Here is a 17,165-nt window from a genome sequence, read left to right on the forward strand (position 1 = left end):
TCATGAGTGCAAAGATCAGACTGTATGTAGAGCACCCTCTGGGTCCGGGGCAATCCGTTGATTTGACGCGCGAGCAGGCGCATTACCTTTTCGGCGTCATGCGTCTGGCCGTGGGCGGGCACGTGGCGCTGTTCAACGGCCAGGACGGAGAGTGGCTGGCCCAGGTCGTGCAGGCCGGAAAACGCGGCGGGGTGCTGACCTGTTTGAAACAGTCCAAACCTTTGCAACTTCCGCCTGATCTGTGGCTGCTTTTTGCGCCGATCAAAAAAGCACGGACCGATTTCATTGTCGAAAAGGCGGCCGAGATGGGTGCCGCGCGCATCCTGCCCGTCCAGACCGAATTCACCAATTCCGAACGTATCCGACAGGACCGCCTGCAGGCCCACGCGGTCGAAGCCGCTGAGCAATGCGGCGGGACTTATGTACCCCAAGTCGCCGACCTGCAGCGTCTGGACCGCGTGCTGGATGCATGGCCTGACGGTCGCCAACTGATGTTCTGTGACGAGGCCGAGGTGGGATCAGCCCTGCGTCTGGCAGCGAACGAAAAGGATCAGCCCTGGGCTATCCTCATAGGGCCCGAAGGAGGGTTTTCCGATCGGGAACGCTCGCGCCTGTCTGGGTTGCCCTTTGCGCATGTGGTCAGTCTGGGCCCACGCATCCTGCGGGCGGATACGGCGGCGGTTGCTGCGCTGACAATGTGGCAGCAGGCGCTGGGGGATTGGACGTGACGTGGCGGCAGGCGCGACAAGAAGACGTGCCAATGATCGACCGGTTTCTGTCGAAACACATTCAGACATCGATGTTTCCTCTGGCCAATTTGCGTGATTTTGGTTTGCGGGGGTGTGACCCGCGCGCGTTGAATGTCTGGGCATTGGGCGATAGTCCGCGTGCCATTCTTGCCATCACGAACGAGGGTATGGTGCTGCCGCAATGCCCTGATTGCAGCGATGTCGAGCTTTTAGAAGCGATAGAGTTGATCCGGGGTCGCGCATTGTTCGGTCTGGCGGCCGAGGCAACGCAGGCCCGCCGATTCATGCATTTGGCGGGGTGGGATAATCGGCCTGCGACCATGAACAGTGACGAACCGGGCTTCACACTGTATCTGAACCACATCGTCTTGCCCGAAACGTCCGGCGCCACGCTAGTGCCGCTGGGTGATGTGGATCGCGAGATTGCCGAGGGCTGGCGTCAGAGCTACCTGACCGAAGCGATGGATTTCGACGAGGATCGCGCGCAAAACCAGTCAAAGAAAGACGTTGCCGCCTATGTCGAACGCGATTCTCACCGGGCTTTGCTGGTTTCTGGTCAGCCTGTGGGAATGACGGGATTCAATGCGCGATTGCCCGAAGTGGTGCAAATCGGTGGCGTTTATACCCCGCCTACCTTGCGCGGATGCGGTTATGCGAAATTGGCTGTCGCGCTGCACCTGCTTGAGGCTCGGGCGGCGGGTGTAACCCGCGCTGTTCTTTTTGCGGCTTCCGATTCCGCTGCGCGTGCTTATATCGCAATCGGATTTAAACCCGCAGGTCAGTATTCCCTGATCCTGTTCAAGACCCCAAAGGACCCGGCATGAGTTTCATCCGACCCGAAGCCAAACTGACCCTGTGGCGCTGGCGCGAGGTGCTGGCGGCCGGTGTGGTTCTGTTGGTCGGACTCAGTTGGATCAGCGGCCCCGGGGGCCTGCTTGGCTGGTTGGGGTGGGTGCTGGTGATTGTCGCCGCGGCGTTGACCGTGGTCGGTATTCAACGCGCGCGGTTCAGAACCGGAGCAGGCGGACCCGGCGTTGTTACTATTGACGAAGGGCAGATCACCTATCTTGGCCCGTTGGATGGTGGCATCGTCGCTGCACGTGAAATCGAGCGGCTGGCATTGGACCCGACCTCGAACCCTGCGCATTGGGTTCTGGATCAGCCGGGTCAGCCTGCGCTTCACATTCCTGTGAATGCAGAAGGGGCCGAGGCGTTGTTCGACGTTTTCTCGGCCTTGCCGGGGCTTAAAACCGAAGCAATGCTGGCGGAACTGAACAGCGGAGGCGTGCATCCGGTGGTCATATGGGAGCGTAAGCCGATGCGCCCGCAACATCTTCGGCTGCATTGACACTGGCGGCATTTCACCGCAGGACTGACCGAAAGACAGACACATCAGGATCGGAGAGCGGTTCATGTCCATCCCCCAGTCCGGCGGCGGGCCGATCGAACGCCACGAACAACTTGCCGAATATCTGGAATCGGGCTGCAAGCCCAAGTCCGATTGGCGTATCGGGACCGAGCATGAGAAGTTCGGCTATTGCAAAGACACTCTGAAACCGCTGCCGTTTGAAGGCAAACGCTCGATCGTGGCTGTGCTGGAAGGTCTGCGCGACCGCCATGGCTGGGCCGAGGTGCGCGAAGCGGGTCACTTGATCGGGCTTGAGAAAGACGGCGCGAATGTCAGCCTTGAACCCGGCGGTGCGCTGGAGTTGTCGGGTGCTCCGCTCGAGACCATCCACGAGACCTGCGATGAGGTGAACACCCACCTGCGCGAGGTGAAGGATATTGCCGACGAGATCGGCGTGGGGTTCATCGGACTGGGCGCGGCCCCCATCTGGACCCATGACGAGATGCCGTTGATGCCCAAGGGCCGCTATCGGTTGATGAACGACTATATGGAAAAGGTTGGCACCATGGGGCGCGCCATGATGCGTCGCACCTGTACGGTTCAGGTCAATATTGACTTTGGGTCCGAGGCCGACATGGTGCAGAAATTGCGTGTGGCGCTGGCGTTGCAGCCGGTGGCGACCGCACTGTTTGCGAACTCGCCGTTCTTCGAGGGCAAGGTGAACGGCCAGAAAAGCTGGCGCAGCTATATCTGGCGGCATTTGGACGATGCGCGGACCGGAATGCTGCCTTTCGTGTTCGAAGAAGGCTTCGGATTCGAGCGTTACGTGCAATACGCGCTCGATGTGCCGATGTACTTCGTTTATCGCGATGGGCAGTATATCGACGCGCTGGGCATGTCCTTCCGCGACTTCCTGCAGGGCAAACTACCCGCGCTGCCCGGTGAAACGCCAACCCTGTCGGATTGGGCCGATCACCTGACGACCGCCTTCCCCGAAGCGCGGATCAAGAAGTTCATGGAGATGCGCGGCGCAGATGGCGGCCCTTGGCGTCGGCTGTGTGCGTTGCCTGCCTTCTGGGTGGGTCTGACCTATGATCAGGGTGCACTGGATGCCGCGTGGGATCTGGTCAAAGGATGGGACGCTGAAACGCGCGAATCCTTACGCGTCGAGGCCGCTAAAGATGGCCTGCAGGCACGGGTCGGAAACATCAACATGCACGATCTTGCGCGCGAAGTTGTTTCGATTGCCGAGTCTGGCCTGAAGTCCCGCGCCTTGCCCGGCGCTGGCGGGTTGGTTCCGGATGAGACCCATTTTCTGAACGCTCTGAAGGACAGCATCGAGACAGGCAAAGTCCCCGCGGACGAGTTGCTGGATCACTACAATGGCGACTGGAACGGCGATCTGACCCGGATTTATCCCGAATACAGCTATTGATTGCCGTCACGCCGATCGCCGGATTGTTGCAATTGAGTGATCCCCGGTCCAAATCTCATGTGTATTAAGGTTCGGTTTTTGGTTTTGAGGGTATAGTCCCGACAAACCTTTGTGTGTCGGTGGACATATGGCTCGTATCAGTGAACTACATTATTCGAACGCGTATGCCGCGCAAACAGGCGTGGCCGAGTTTCTGGAAGTCTCGCTCAGCCCGTCCGAGGACCCATCGGATTTCACGGTGTCCTTTTATCAGGCCAATGGTACGGTCGGCATAGAAATTCCGCTTGATGACCCGTCTGTTCAGGTCTTTACCGACCCTGACAACGGCGAGCAGGTCTTTGTGATCTCGGCGGACGATTTCCCGATCCTGCTTACCGATCCTAACGGCGGTGGTCCGAACATTTTTGAGGCTTATGCGCTCACCAATACCGCGACGAACGAAGTAATCGACTTTTACGACATCGGTCGCGGGACGCAGAATATTCTGGCTTTGGATGGGGCCGCTGCTGGTGCGACCTCGGAAAACCTGCCGGTTTTGACAAATCCGGGTCAGACGACGACGTCTATTCAGTTTAATCAGCCAGACCCTGATACGCAGGTTAACGCGCCTCTTTCGCCGGGTGACAGCGGTGCGGCCTGTTTTGTGACGGGAGCGCTTGTGGAGACACCGGACGGCCCGCGTCGGGTTGAAACGCTGCGGCCGGGCGATCTGGTTTTGACGGTTGACGACGGTGCGTGCCCGGTGCGGTGGGTCGGAGGGCAGACGGTCAGGGGCAACGGCCGGTTTGCCCCTGTTCGGATTCAGGCCGGCACCTTGGGCGCGCAGCGCGACATCCTTGTCTCACCCCAACATCGGTTGCTGATTTCTGGCTGGCAGGCGCAATTGCTGTTTGGCGAGGACGACGTTCTGATCGCCGCCAGCGCTTTGACCAATGGCAAAACGATCGCCTCTGCGCCCTGCGATATCGTGCGCTATGTGCATCTGATGTTTGATCGCCATCAGCTTGTCTCAACCTCTGGCTTGATTTCTGAGAGTTTTTTTCCAGGGGGTGAAGGGCTAAAGGGGCTTGGTGCTGACACGGCGGATGAACTTTTCGCGCTGTTTCCCGAATTGCGCGACCATCCTGGCAGCTATGGCCCGACATCACGGCCCGTACAGCGCAAGGCCGAGGCAATCGCGCTGCGGTCGATTTGAAAGCGCACCGGCCCCCTCTTGCTTTCGCGCGTCGCTGTGATAGCAGGTCCTGAACATCAGTCAGAGGCCAGGTTCAGGAAGCGTCATGGACGATCTTAAGGCAAAATATCTGGGGCAGATCGCCGAGGCAGGCGACGAGAACGCGCTTGAGGCGATCCGCGTCGCGGCCGTGGGCAAAAAAGGCGAGGTCGCGCTAAAAATGCGCGAACTGGGCAAGATGACGCCCGAGGAACGTCAGGTCGCAGGCCCTGCGCTGAACGCTTTGAAGGACGAGATCAACTCGGCCCTGTCCGCGAAAAAGGCGGCTTTGGCCGATGCCGCGCTGGACGAACGCCTGCGCACTGAATGGCTGGACGTGACCCTGCCGACCCGCGCGCGCCGACAGGGGTCGATCCACCCGGTCAGTCAGGCGACCGAGGAACTGACTGCGATCTTTGCTGAACTGGGTTTCTCGGTGGCCGAAGGGCCGCGCATTGAAGACGACTGGTACAATTTCGACGCGCTGAACATCCCCGGCCACCACCCTGCACGGGCCGAGATGGATACGTTCTATATGCACCGCGCTGAGGGTGACAATCGCCCTCCGCATGTGCTGCGGACGCATACGTCTCCGGTGCAGATCAGGTCGATGGAACTGCAAGGCGCGCCGATCCGCGTGATCTGTCCGGGCGGTGTGTACCGCGCCGACTACGACCAGACCCACACGCCGATGTTCCATCAGGTCGAGGGGTTGGCCATCGACAAAGACATCTCGATGGCGAACCTGAAATGGGTTCTGGAAGAGTTCGTTAAGGCGTTCTTCGAAGTAGACGATGTCGAACTACGCTTCCGCGCCTCGCACTTCCCCTTCACCGAGCCATCGGCTGAGGTTGATATCCGCTGTTCTTGGGATAACGGCCAGCTGAAGATCGGCGAGGGCGACGACTGGATGGAGATTCTGGGTTCCGGCATGGTTCACCCCAAGGTGATCGCCGCCGGTGGGATTGACCCCGAGGTCTATCAGGGCTTTGCCTTTGGCATCGGCATCGACCGTCTGGCGATGCTGAAATACGGTATTCCTGATCTGCGGGCGTTCTTTGATAGCGATCTGCGCTGGCTGCGCCACTACGGGTTCGCGGCGCTGGATATGCCGAACCTGCATGGTGGTTTGAGTAGGTAGGTGTACCCGCTGGGCGTATATCTTGCGCGCTATTTCGATTGGTGGAGTGATCGAGTAAAAGGCGCACCCTTTTGGTGGGTGCTAGGCTTGCTCCTTGGACCGATTGCATTAACCCATATTACAATGGCACTGTTTGGCCCATTGTCCATCATTTTTGGCTTCATCATAATGTTTGCCGCCATTCCAGGTTTGTTTGTTGGCTACATACGGCTGGGCATTCAGTTCATAGACAAGCGCGAAAAAGTAAACCGTATTTCAAATGTACAAGATGGGGCAAAAAAACTCGACGAAAGGGCACGGAACAAAGGCCGATAGGCCGCCGCGCTATCGCCAGACCGCCCGCACGGGCTGGCGATTTGTCTCCGTCGGCGCGACGCTCGAACGATATTCAGATTTGGCTGGCATAAAGTGCCCAACACCTCCCTTGGATCGCCAACCCGCGGTCTGGCAATAGCGCGGCTTGTGGTTCCGTTAATCGTAGGGCGGGCTTGAGTCCGCCATGCGTCGGGTGCCGGGCTGAAGCTCGGCCTACACCAATATTTTATGTGACACCGCGTGTCGGGTGACTAGGCTCTGACCTATGATCTATCGACTGCTTTTCCTCTTGATGACCGCAACCCCGGCGCTCGCCATGGGACCTTGGAAATCCGATTGCCATGGCGATACCGCCTGTGAGGTCGGAGACCGTTCGTATCATGTGCTGGAGCCGGATGGATGGGATGGGGAAAGCCGCCTGCCGGTGCTGCTGCATTTTCACGGATGGTCGCGGCAGGGCACCGTAGTGGTGAACCATGAACGGATCGCAGGGGCCACGAAGCTGCGGGGTGTGTTGCTGGTGGCCCCGAACGGCTTGGGCAAAAGCTGGAATTTCTGGTCGGCGGATACTGGGGATGTCCCCTTTGCCGACAGGGTGCTGGAGGATGTGGCCAATCGCTATCCGGTCGACCCGGACCGTATCTATGTCTCGGGGTATTCTTATGGCGGTGCGATGGCGTGGCGCTTTGTGTGTCAGTCGGGCAATGACATGGCGGCGTTGCTGGCTGTTGCCGGCTCGATCCGTCAGACGGAAACCTGCCCCGAAGCTCCGCGTGAGGTGCGGCATGTGCATGGCTTGGATGATACGGTGATGGATTTCCCCCTCGGCCCCGATGGGGACACGACCTATCCGGTGGCGCTGTGGCGCGAGAAGTTCAATTGCAACGGCGCGACCCCGCGCGGGGATTGGAGCGTGAAGCCGTTCCTGACGCTCAGCCGCACGGAATGGACCGATTGTGCGCAGGGGCAGGTGGTGCTGGACACGCATCCGGGCGGACATTTCATTCCGCATGGATGGATCGGCTGGCAATTGGACGAGCTTTTGGGCCGCACCCCCACCTATCCGTAGCGCGCAGCGCTTGCACCTTGGCGCAATCTTTGCCATTGCCTGTGCCAAACGGATGATTGCCCAAGAAAGCCCGCTGCAATGAAATTCACTCTGTCCTGGCTGAAAGACCACCTCGATACGGATGCGTCGGTTGATGAGATCGCCGAGGCGCTGACCGACCTTGGCCTTGAGGTCGAAGAGATCGTGAACCCGGCGGACCGGCTGGCAGGCTTTACGCTGGGCCATGTGAAACACGCCGAGAAGCACCCCGACGCGGACAAGCTGCGTGTGTGCACCGTGGAAACCGATGAGGGCGATTTGCAGATCATCTGCGGTGCGCCCAATGCCCGCGAAGGGATCACGGTCGTTGTCTGCAAGCCGGGCATGTATATCCCTGGTCTGGATATCACCATCAGCGTCGGCAAGATTCGCGGCGTCGAAAGCTTTGGCATGATGGCGTCCGAGCGCGAGCTGGAGCTGTCGGACGAACATGACGGCATTATCGAGCTGCCCTCGGGCGAGGTGGGTGACACGTTCGTGGACTGGCTGGCCGAGAATGAACCCTCGAAGGTCGACCCGATGATCGAGATCGCGATCACGCCGAACCGCCCCGATGCGCTTGGTGTGGCGGGGATTGCGCGCGATCTGGCCGCGCGGGGTGTGGGGACGCTGAAGCAGCGTGACTATACGCCTGTACCCGGCGATTTCGAAAGCCCGATCAAGGTGACGATTGACGAAGACACGCTGGACGGTGCGCCGCACTTCACCGGACGGGTGATCCGCGGGGTCAGGAACGGCCCCAGCCCGCAATGGTTGCAGGATCAGTTGAAGGCGATTGGGTTGCGTCCGATTTCGGCTCTGGTGGATATCACTAATTACATGACCTTTGACCAGAACCGCCCGTTGCATGTGTTTGATGCGGACAAGGTGCAGGGCAACCTGCGCGTTCATCGCGCTAAGGGCGGCGAGAAGCTGGTGGCGCTGGACGAAAAAGAATACACTTTGCAGCCCGGCATGATGGTGATTTCGGACGACAAGGGCGCGGAATCTATCGCTGGCATCATGGGTGGCGAGGAAACCGGTTGTACCGAAGAGACAGTGAATGTCTTCCTCGAAAGCGCGTTCTGGGATCATGTGCAGATCGCCCTGACCGGTCGTGCGCTCAAGATCAACTCGGACGCGCGTTATCGGTTCGAACGTGGCGTTGATCCGGACTACACTCGCGAAGGGCTGGAGCAGGCAACGCAGATGATTCTGGATATCTGCGGGGGCGAGGTTTCGTCCGTTGTCGAAGCAGGCAAAGCACCGAACCATGCGCGTGCCTACAAGCTGGACGCGGCGCGTGTGCAGTCGCTGGTCGGGATGGATATTCCCGAAAGCGAGCAGCGCCAGACCCTGACCCGTCTGGGGTTCCGCCTTGAGGGCGAGATGGCCCATGTTCCCAGTTGGCGCCCCGATATCATGGGTGAAGCCGATCTGGTGGAAGAGGTCGCGCGGATTGCGTCCCTGACCAAGCTTAAAGGCAAGCCGCTGCCGCGTATCACGGATGGTATCCCCAAACCGGTGATGACGCCCACACAGCGCCGTCAATCCATGGCACGTCGTACTTGCGCGGCCTTGGGGTATAATGAGTGCGTGTCATACACGTTCATTGATCAGGCGTCGGCTGCGCTGTTCGGTGGCGGTGATGAGGTGACGCAGTTGGAAAACCCGATCTCGTCTGAGATGAGCCATATGCGCCCCGATCTTCTGCCCGGTCTGTTGCAGGCTGCGGCGCGCAATCAGGCGCGCGGATATGCGGATGTGGCCCTGTTCGAGGTCGGCCCTGTCTTCCATGATGGCGAACCGGGGGAACAGAAAACTCAGATTTCCGGTCTGCTGGTCGGCCGCGATGGGCCAAAGGACGTACATGGTGCGTCACGCCCCGTCGACTTGTTCGACGTGAAAGCAGATGCCGAGGCTGTGCTTGCAGCCATTGGTGCGCCCGCCAAGGTTCAGATTCTGCGCGATGGCGATGCGTGGTGGCATCCGGGCCGTCACGGTAGAATCTGTCTGGGTCCGAAAAAGGTGTTGGGTGTGTTTGGTGAACTGCACCCGCGTATCCTGCAGGCGATGGATATCAAAGGCCCGGCGATGGCCTTTACGATATGGCCGGATGAGGTGCCTCTGCCCCGTAAGTCCGGCGCGACCCGAGCGGCATTAGAACTGCGTGACCTGCAAGCGGTCGAGCGGGATTTTGCCTTTGTCGTAGACGAAAGTGTCGAGGCACTGACTGTGGTCAATGCAGCCGCAGGTGCGGACAAGGCACTGATCGAGGATGTGCGTGTCTTTGACGAATTCATCGGTGGCAGCGTCGGTGAGGGCAAGAAATCCCTTGCCATTACTGTTCGCCTTCAGCCGACTGACAAGACGCTCAAGGAAGAAGATATCGAGGCGGCCGCCCAGAAGATCATCGCCAAGGTTACCAAGGCGACCGGTGGAACGCTGCGCGGTTAAGCCGGTCTGCAATCGAAGTTCAGGGCGCGCCTTCGGGCGCGCTTTTTTTGCCGAACCTATGACGTTGCGACCCCTTGGGTTGCCAAGGAATTCGCACTAGGGTCGCGCCAACCAGCAAGGAGAGTTCCATGAGCCTGAGCGTTTACCTGTCCGGAGAGATTCACACCGACTGGCGTGAGCAGATCATCGAAGGCGCAAAAGGGTTGGATATTACGTTCAACAGCCCCGTGACGGATCACGACGCCAGCGATGATTGCGGAGTGGCCATTCTGGGTGCCGAGTCGAACAAATACTGGCATGACCATAAGGGCGCGATGGTTAACGCTATTCGCACGCGCAAGGGGATCGCCGATGCTGACGTTGTCGTGGTGCGGTTTGGCGAGAAGTACAAGCAGTGGAACGCAGCGTTCGACGCAGGGTATGCTGCGGCTTTGGGCAAGTCCCTGATCGTATTGCACGGCCCCGATCACCAGCACGCCCTGAAAGAGGTGGACGCCGCTGCGCTGGCAGTTGCCGAGCAGCCCGCGCAAGTTGTTGACGTGCTGCGGTACGTTTTGACGGGCAAACTTCCTGGCTGAAGTGAAGGTGCGGGGTGAGGCGGGACCTCACCCTACCCGGTTTTACTCTGTCGCTGGAATGCGCAGGCCGCGCTGAACGGCGGGCCGTGCAAGGAACCGGTCGACATAGGGTTGAAGGTTCGCGAAATCGTCCCATCCCACGATTTCTTTGACGCCATAATAGTCCAAACCGCGCAGCCATGGGACGATGGCTATGTCGGCGACCGAATACTCTCCGGCGATCCAGTCTTGACCGCTGAGTTGTGTGTCCAGGACGTTCAGCAACCGTTTCGCTTCGGCGATGTACCGTTCGCGGGGGCGTGGGTCTTCGATCTCTTTTCCGGCGAATTTGTGGAAATAGCCCAACTGTCCGAACATCGGCCCCAGACCGCCCATCTGAAACATCAGCCATTGGGTGACACGATGTTTGTCGGCCGGCGTTGACCCCAGCAACTTGCCGCTTTTTTCGGCGAGATACAGCAGAATCGCACCGCTTTCGAAAAGCGCCAGCGGTTCTCCGTCCGGACCATTGGGGTCGATGATCGCGGGGATCTTGTTGTTGGGATTCAGCGAAAGAAACTCGGGGCTTTTAACATCCTTGTCGGCCAGCGTGACCAGATGCGGCTCATAGGGCAGGCCGGTTTCTTCCAGCATGATCGAGACTTTGACGCCATTGGGCGTAGGATAGGAATAGAGTTGGATCTTGTCGGGGCTGCTGGCAGGCCAGCGAGCTGTAATCGGGTGTGAGGTGGTGTCCAGCATGGTTGGTTCCTTTCAGACGGTCTGCAACAGGTAAGCACGGATGGACGATCCTTCCAGTGGTGGGAGTGTGCGCAGCCGGTCAGCGGCTGTGTATTCTGGAACAACGGGGAAAAGGTCTGGATCTCACACCTAGACCAAAGCCCCGTTATCGCTCAAACTTCGGCAATCCCGCGCAGCCGTCGCGGGTCAGGAACAACTCGGAAAGGAGAAGCGCGTGGATGAGGTCGTGACTCAGGTGGGTGCGTTTGCCCCCCTTATCGTGAACGCTGTGAAGGCATTGATTGTTCTAATCCTTGGGTGGATCGTGGCCGGAGCGATCAGCGGCGTGGTCCGCCGCCGGATCAATGCAACACCGAACATTGATCAGACGCTTGGGAATTTTGTCGCCAGCCTTGTGAAATGGGCGATACTGGCCATGGTTCTGGTCGCCGTGCTGGGCATTTTCGGCATCGAGGCGACCAGCATCGTCGCCATTCTGGGTGCTGCTTCGCTTGCGATCGGTTTGGCGCTTCAGGGAACGCTCAGCGATCTTGCCGCCGGAGTGATGCTGGTGGTGTTCCGCCCCTACAAGCTGGGTCAGTATGTCGACATTGGCGGGACGTCCGGCACCGTGAAAGACCTGAACCTATTCACGACCGAGCTTGTGACGCCCGACAACGTACAGATCATTGTCCCCAATGGTCAGTCCTGGGGGTCGATCATCTCGAACTATTCGGCGCATGATACCCGGCGTGTCGATTTGGTGTTTGGGATCGACTATGGCGACAGCGCGGATGAGGCGATGAAGATCATTCTAAGTGTCGCGCAGGCGGACAGCCGCATTCTGAGCGATCCCGAACCCTGGGTACGGGTGACCAATCTGGGCGACAGCTCGGTTGATTTGACCGCACGGTTGTGGTGCGCAAATGCCGATTACTGGGACGTGAAGTTCGAGTTGACCAAAGCGATCAAGGAAGCGTTCGACGCCAAGGGTGTCTCGATTCCATATCCGCATTCGGTGGAGATTCACAAACAGGCGTAAGTGCTCCCGCCCGTCGGTCGGGCATTGAAATGCCCTTCTCCGGTTGGGTCCGGCGCCGCGCCTTTGGCGCGGCGCTTGGCCCAACGCTGTAAACGCCCTCGGCAGAGGGCGCTTTCAGGGGCGGGAGGGTTCAGGACTTGATCACCACATTGGGCGATACAACGTCGATACCCAGCGCCTTACCGACCGCATAATAGGTCAGTTGTCCGGCGTGAACATTCAGCCCGGCCAGCAGGTGCGGATCGTCCTGACAGGCCTGTTTCCAACCTTTGTCGGCTAGCGCCAGCATGAAGGGCATCGTCGCGTTCCCCAATGCAATGGTCGAAGTCCGCGCGACGGCGCCGGGCATATTGGCCACGCAGTAGTGCATGATGCCATCGACCTCGTAGATCGGCTCGGCGTGGGTTGTGGCTTTTGAGGTCTCAAAACAACCACCCTGGTCAATGGCGACATCAACCAAAACCGCGCCGGGTTTCATCGTGGATAGCTGTTCGCGCGTAACCAGTTTTGGCGCAGCGGCTCCGGGGATCAGCACCGCACCGATGACCATGTCCGCGGTTTGAATCAGCTCAGCCGTGGCACCGGCCGTCGAGTACTGGTTCTTGAACCTGTTCCCGAACACGTCGTCGAGGTAGCGCAAGCGCGGCAGAGAGCGGTCCAGCACAGTGACATCTGCGCCCATGCCGGCTGCGATCTGGGCGGCATGCGTTCCCACAACACCCCCGCCGATAACCACAACTTTCGCGGGGCCTACACCGGGGACACCGCCCATCAGCACCCCGCGGCCACCGTTGGCCTTCTGGAGGGTCCATGAGCCGACTTGCGGCGCAAGGCGACCCGCGACTTCGGACATCGGCGCAAGCAAGGGCAGGCCACCGCTGGAGTCGGTTACGGTTTCATAAGCAATGGCCGTACACCCCGAAGCAAGCAGGTCATGCGTCTGATCTGGATCGGGTGCAAGGTGGAGGTAGGTAAACAACAACTGACCTTCGCGCAGCATCTTGCGCTCGGCTGCCTGCGGTTCTTTCACTTTGACGATCATGTCTGCCGTGGCGAAAACCTCGGCCGCGGTGTCGACGATCGTCGCTCCGGCTGCGATGTAGTCGGTATTGTCAAAGCCCGAGCCCTGTCCGGCCCCGGTTTCGATAATCACCTCGTGACCTCTGGCAATGGCCTCTTGCGCGGCGTTGGGTGTCATGCCGACGCGGAACTCTTGCGGTTTGATTTCCTTGGGGCAACCGATTTTCATTTGGCCTCTCCGTTTATTAATTGCCTAAAATATAGGCAATGCCGGATGCAATTTCTGTGAAACTCTGCCTGCCACTGTGCTTTTCTTCCGAAGATTCTTCGATAAAATAGCGTCTACCTGCAAAAGGATTGCGCTCATGAGCCTTGATACGACAGATCGAAAGATTCTTGCCGCGTTGCAAAGAAATGGCAGGATGTCCAATGCCGAGTTGTCCGAGCAGGCCAACCTGTCGCCCTCGGCCTGTCATCGTCGCGTGCAGCGACTCGAGTCAGAAGGGTATATCCGGGACTATGTTGCCTTGCTCGATGCGCGCATGATGAAGGTGCCGACGACCGTATTTGTCGAGATCACGCTGCAGGGTCAGGCCGAAGAGGTTCTGGATGCATTCGAGAAGGCCGTTGCACGGATTCCGGATGTTCTTGAGTGTCATCTGATGGCGGGAACGGCGGACTATATTCTGAAGGTCGTGGCTGAAAATACTGAAGATTTCGCTCGCATTCACCGTCAGTACTTGTCGCGACTGCCGGGCGTGGCGCAGATGCAAAGCTCTTTCGCGCTGCGGACGGTGTTCAAGACCACGGCTTTGCCAGTGTAATTCAGACAGGGCCGGGATAGGTGAAAAAGGCCAGATGCACCGCGTTAAACGCAAAGTGCATCAGCGTGGGCACCCAAAGCCGACCGGTTGCATAATAGCCAAGCCCGCAAGCCGCCCCGAGGATCGAAGCGAACGCGACCAGCGCCAATCCACCCGGCCAGTGCACCAGACCGAACAGAACGCTCGCGGCGGCAATTCCCAAGGCTGCCCCAAGTTTTGAAGAAATCATGGATTGCAGATAGCCGCGAAAGAAAGCCTCTTCCGTCAGGCAGGTTAGCAGCAGGTTTGCGAGTGCGAACAACAGCCACCACTCGGGCAGGCCGATCTCGGGCCGTACGGCCCCGGTTGCAAGGCCAGTTGCGAACAGCAGAGGCAAGAGTATTAGGCCAACGAACAAGGGGCGACGGCGAACCTGAGCGATTGGGGTGTTCACGTTGGGCCAGGCCAGAAGAACGGCGAAAAGAACCAGGGGTTTGTCCAGGTTCAAGTACATGCTGAACGCCGTGCTGTCTGGTCCCGATTGGACCTGATCAAGAACCAGCAGGTTATGGAAGCCAGGGACCAGATGCGCACCCAAGGCAACGGCCCACAAGATCATTGCGGTATGTCCAAAACCTGCAGAATACCCGGATAACCGAGGTATAATGGCCGCGCCAACAAGACCCGCAAGCGCAATGCAAAGCGCGATTGGGGTGATCAACCCGGTTGTAAGAGCGGCCGCGCCAAACAGGGCGAGCAAAGCAAGGCAGAGCATCCTCTTGCCAGCGACCGCGACGATCTGCGCAGTCATGAGTATCAGCCAGGGCCAAATTGCGGGTAGCAAAGATGCAAAATGTGTCACGGGACTCTCGCGGGTTTGCTTCAGGTACAGATGCGTTCACGCGGTTGAATAAGGCAAGATAACGTGCGGGGCAGCGGTGCCAACCATTTGGCTATGCGGTATTTTTGCCGCGTGTACACGGCGTGTGCATCCTTTGTCGCCAGTGCTGACTTACGCGTTTTCTCGTGTCGCAGTGACCTTGCGGCCCAGTGCGGTTAAGCTTAGGAAAAGGGCCTTCATCAATTTTTCTGATGACATCAGGCGTTTACACTCGCCCGGTACGGTCCGAGCCCGATATGAGATAAGGAACAGACCTTGGCTTACGAAAACAACGATGCCCCCAAAGACTGGCTGGAAGCCGAGTTGGAAGACACGCTGGACGAAGATTTCGAGATCGAATTTAGCGAGCCAATGCTGTCGATGGAGATCCGCAAGATTTACAAGGATCAGCACCCCGAGATGCTGGACCGCAAAGTCTATTTCCGCAACCTGCTGCGCCTTCAGGCCGAATTGATCAAGGTTCAGGACTGGGTGCAGCATACCGGGGCCAAGGTCTGTATTCTGTTCGAAGGCCGCGACAGCGCAGGAAAAGGGGGGGTGATCAAGCGGATCACCCAGCGACTGAACCCTCGGGTCGCGCGGGTTGTGGCTTTGCCAGCGCCAAGCCGCCGGGAACAAAGCCAGTGGTATTTTCAGCGCTACGTTCCGCATCTGCCTGCGGCCGGTGAAATCGTTCTGTTCGACCGGTCATGGTACAACCGCGCGGGCGTCGAGCGGGTCATGGGCTTTGCCAGCGAGGATCAGGTCGGACAGTTCTTTCAGGACGTTCCCGAATTTGAACGGATGCTAGTGCGCTCGGGGATTATCTTGCTGAAATACTGGTTCTCGATCACGGATGAGGAACAGCAGTTGCGATTCCTTATGCGCATCCACGACCCGATGAAGCAGTGGAAGCTGTCTCCGATGGATCTGGAATCCCGCATCCGCTGGGAAGCTTACACCAAGGCCAAGGAGGATATGTTGTTCCGCACCAATATTCCCGAGGCACCGTGGTATATCGTCGAAGGCAACGACAAAAAACGCGAGCGGCTGAACTGTATCGAACACCTGCTGACCAAGATCCCCTATACGGACGTACCGCAGGAAAAGGTCAATCTGCCGGATCGTAAGTACAACCCGGAATATGAACGCCGCATCCTGCCGGATGAGTTGCACGTTCCGAAAATCTATTGATTCTGACGCCCCTGATGTTTCGGGGGCGTTTTTCTTTGGCCTTGAAACGACAAACCCCCGGGCGTGGCCTCGGGGGTCGTCAAATAGTGTCATCCAAAGCTGGACGAGCGTCAGGTGCTTAGAGCAAACCTTCGCGCTGGGCTTTCTTGCGTGCCAGTTTACGGGCACGGCGGATCGCTTCAGCTTTCTCGCGCGCTTTTTTCTCGGATGGTTTCTCGAAATGTTGCTTAAGCTTCATTTCACGGAACACGCCTTCGCGCTGCAGCTTTTTCTTCAGGGCACGAAGCGCCTGATCGACGTTATTGTCGCGAACACTAACCTGCATGTGGTTGTCACCACCTTTCTAGATAGAGTTGCAAGGAAATTGCAGGAAGTGGCCGTATAGCAAAGCGTCCCTAACTTGTCTAGTACTGGTGCAAGAACCCGGAGTACCGCCATGACCACCACTTATGAAGACGCCAAAACCCAGCTATTGGACGCGATGCTGGCCCATGTGCCCTTTGACGGCTGGTCTGAAACCAGCTTTCGAATGGCCATAGCCGATTGCGATATGGACGACGCGCTGGCGCGCGCCATCTACCCCCGTGGTGCGGTCGACCTGGCGCTAGCGTTTCACGCGCGGGGGGACGCTGCGATGGTGGAGCGCCTGAAATCCGAGAATTTAAGCGATCTGAAGTTCCGCGACCGCATCGCCGCGGCCGTCCGGTTCCGCCTTGAAGCGGTTGAGGACAAAGAACTGGTGCGCCGGGGCGTGACACTTTTTTCACTGCCGATGCACGCGGCCGACGGGGCCAAAGCAATGTGGCAGACCTGCGATCTGATCTGGGATACGCTGGGCGATACGTCTGACGACGTGAACTGGTACACCAAGCGCGCGACGCTGTCTGGGGTCTATTCCTCAACCGTGTTGTTCTGGCTGGGGGACGATTCGCCGAACCATCAAAAATCGTGGGAGTTTTTGGACCGCCGCATCGACAATGTCATGCAGTTCGAAAAGATCAAGGCGCAGGTGAACGGGAACCCTTTGTTCAAGCCGTTTCTTGCAGTTCCGAACTGGCTGGCGGGTCAAGTGAAGGCTCCGATGAAAATGAAAGCTGATCTGCCGGGAATGCTGAACCCACGCAAGTAAGCGTCTGGGCCTTTCGTTATTTGGCTGTTAGGCATTGGGCAAAGGAGATTTGCC

The 17,165-nt window shown here is 58.7% G+C and carries 18 protein-coding genes; 14 read left to right on the forward strand and 4 right to left on the reverse strand.

The annotated features are described in order from the left end of the window. Nucleotides 1-2: 2 nt before the first annotated feature. The 10 genes from ACT2B1_RS03185 (at nucleotide 3) to ACT2B1_RS03230 (ending at nucleotide 10,323) form a co-directional block, all read left to right on the forward strand. Complete coding sequence (locus ACT2B1_RS03185; RefSeq protein WP_171122743.1) at nucleotides 3-728, forward strand: 16S rRNA (uracil(1498)-N(3))-methyltransferase; 726 nt, start codon at nucleotides 3-5, stop codon at nucleotides 726-728. Next, on the forward strand, nucleotides 725-1,573 hold the full coding sequence (locus ACT2B1_RS03190) for a GNAT family N-acetyltransferase (RefSeq protein WP_481668556.1): 849 nt from the start codon (nucleotides 725-727) through the stop codon (nucleotides 1,571-1,573). Before ACT2B1_RS03185 ends, ACT2B1_RS03190 begins: the two co-directional genes overlap by 4 nt. Then, nucleotides 1,570-2,097: a hypothetical protein gene (locus ACT2B1_RS03195; RefSeq protein ID WP_171239939.1), complete on the forward strand. Its 528-nt coding sequence runs from the start codon at nucleotides 1,570-1,572 to the stop codon at nucleotides 2,095-2,097. The genes ACT2B1_RS03190 and ACT2B1_RS03195 overlap by 4 nt, the downstream gene beginning before the upstream one ends. Nucleotides 2,098-2,161: 64 nt before the next feature. Beyond that, a complete protein-coding gene (locus ACT2B1_RS03200; protein WP_171122737.1) occupies nucleotides 2,162-3,532 on the forward strand; it encodes a glutamate--cysteine ligase in 1,371 nt (456 codons plus the stop codon). Nucleotides 3,533-3,659: 127 nt separating this feature from the next. Further along, complete coding sequence (locus tag ACT2B1_RS03205) at nucleotides 3,660-4,727, forward strand: Hint domain-containing protein (RefSeq protein WP_171239938.1); 1,068 nt, start codon at nucleotides 3,660-3,662, stop codon at nucleotides 4,725-4,727. An 85-nt stretch (nucleotides 4,728-4,812) separates the two neighbouring features. Next, a complete protein-coding gene (pheS, locus tag ACT2B1_RS03210) occupies nucleotides 4,813-5,886 on the forward strand; it encodes a phenylalanine--tRNA ligase subunit alpha (protein ID WP_171239937.1) in 1,074 nt (357 codons plus the stop codon). Beyond that, entirely contained in the window at nucleotides 5,887-6,201 is a 315-nt protein-coding gene (locus tag ACT2B1_RS03215) for a hypothetical protein (RefSeq protein WP_481668557.1), read from the forward strand. It abuts the gene before it with no gap. Between the two features lie 265 nt (nucleotides 6,202-6,466). Continuing rightward, nucleotides 6,467-7,270, forward strand: coding sequence for a CE1 family esterase (locus ACT2B1_RS03220; RefSeq protein ID WP_171239935.1), 804 nt, complete (start codon nucleotides 6,467-6,469; stop codon nucleotides 7,268-7,270). A gap of 78 nt (nucleotides 7,271-7,348) precedes the next feature. After that, on the forward strand, nucleotides 7,349-9,745 hold the full coding sequence (pheT, locus tag ACT2B1_RS03225; RefSeq protein WP_481668558.1) for a phenylalanine--tRNA ligase subunit beta: 2,397 nt from the start codon (nucleotides 7,349-7,351) through the stop codon (nucleotides 9,743-9,745). A 128-nt stretch (nucleotides 9,746-9,873) separates the two neighbouring features. Then, nucleotides 9,874-10,323 carry a YtoQ family protein gene (locus tag ACT2B1_RS03230; protein WP_171211720.1) on the forward strand — a complete coding sequence of 150 codons (450 nt, stop codon included), beginning with the start codon at nucleotides 9,874-9,876 and terminating at the stop codon, nucleotides 10,321-10,323. Between the two features lie 42 nt (nucleotides 10,324-10,365). Here ACT2B1_RS03230 and ACT2B1_RS03235 read toward each other — a convergent pair whose 3' ends face one another. Beyond that, nucleotides 10,366-11,064, reverse strand: a complete 699-nt coding sequence (locus ACT2B1_RS03235) for a glutathione S-transferase family protein (RefSeq protein ID WP_481668559.1) — start codon at nucleotides 11,062-11,064, stop codon at nucleotides 10,366-10,368. A gap of 214 nt (nucleotides 11,065-11,278) precedes the next feature. Between ACT2B1_RS03235 and ACT2B1_RS03240 the strand changes: the two genes are divergently transcribed. Then, nucleotides 11,279-12,085 (forward strand): mechanosensitive ion channel family protein, encoded by an 807-nt coding sequence (locus ACT2B1_RS03240; RefSeq protein WP_171122723.1) that lies wholly within the window; start codon nucleotides 11,279-11,281, stop codon nucleotides 12,083-12,085. Between the two features lie 130 nt (nucleotides 12,086-12,215). Here ACT2B1_RS03240 and ald read toward each other — a convergent pair whose 3' ends face one another. Continuing rightward, entirely contained in the window at nucleotides 12,216-13,334 is a 1,119-nt protein-coding gene (ald, locus tag ACT2B1_RS03245; RefSeq protein ID WP_171122721.1) for an alanine dehydrogenase, read from the reverse strand. 136 nt (nucleotides 13,335-13,470) lie between these two features. Here ald and ACT2B1_RS03250 point away from each other — a divergent pair, with 136 nt between their 5' ends. Then, nucleotides 13,471-13,929, forward strand: a complete 459-nt coding sequence (locus ACT2B1_RS03250; protein ID WP_171122720.1) for an Lrp/AsnC family transcriptional regulator — start codon at nucleotides 13,471-13,473, stop codon at nucleotides 13,927-13,929. 1 nt (nucleotide 13,930) lies between these two features. Here ACT2B1_RS03250 and ACT2B1_RS03255 read toward each other — a convergent pair whose 3' ends face one another. After that, on the reverse strand, nucleotides 13,931-14,719 hold the full coding sequence (locus ACT2B1_RS03255) for a CPBP family intramembrane glutamic endopeptidase (RefSeq protein WP_171239929.1): 789 nt from the start codon (nucleotides 14,717-14,719) through the stop codon (nucleotides 13,931-13,933). 345 nt (nucleotides 14,720-15,064) lie between these two features. On the opposite strand from ACT2B1_RS03255, the gene ppk2 reads away from it, so the two are divergent. After that, on the forward strand, nucleotides 15,065-15,982 hold the full coding sequence (gene ppk2, locus ACT2B1_RS03260) for a polyphosphate kinase 2 (RefSeq protein WP_171122715.1): 918 nt from the start codon (nucleotides 15,065-15,067) through the stop codon (nucleotides 15,980-15,982). 118 nt (nucleotides 15,983-16,100) lie between these two features. Here the strand turns inward: ppk2 and rpsU are convergent, their stop codons facing one another. Beyond that, nucleotides 16,101-16,307 (reverse strand): 30S ribosomal protein S21, encoded by a 207-nt coding sequence (gene rpsU / locus ACT2B1_RS03265; RefSeq protein WP_005614280.1) that lies wholly within the window; start codon nucleotides 16,305-16,307, stop codon nucleotides 16,101-16,103. Nucleotides 16,308-16,418: 111 nt separating this feature from the next. On the opposite strand from rpsU, the gene ACT2B1_RS03270 reads away from it, so the two are divergent. After that, nucleotides 16,419-17,111 carry a COQ9 family protein gene (locus ACT2B1_RS03270; protein WP_481668560.1) on the forward strand — a complete coding sequence of 231 codons (693 nt, stop codon included), beginning with the start codon at nucleotides 16,419-16,421 and terminating at the stop codon, nucleotides 17,109-17,111. The last annotated feature ends 54 nt before the right edge of the window (nucleotides 17,112-17,165 follow it).

The sequence above is a fragment of the Ruegeria sp. S263 genome, from assembly GCF_056780525.1.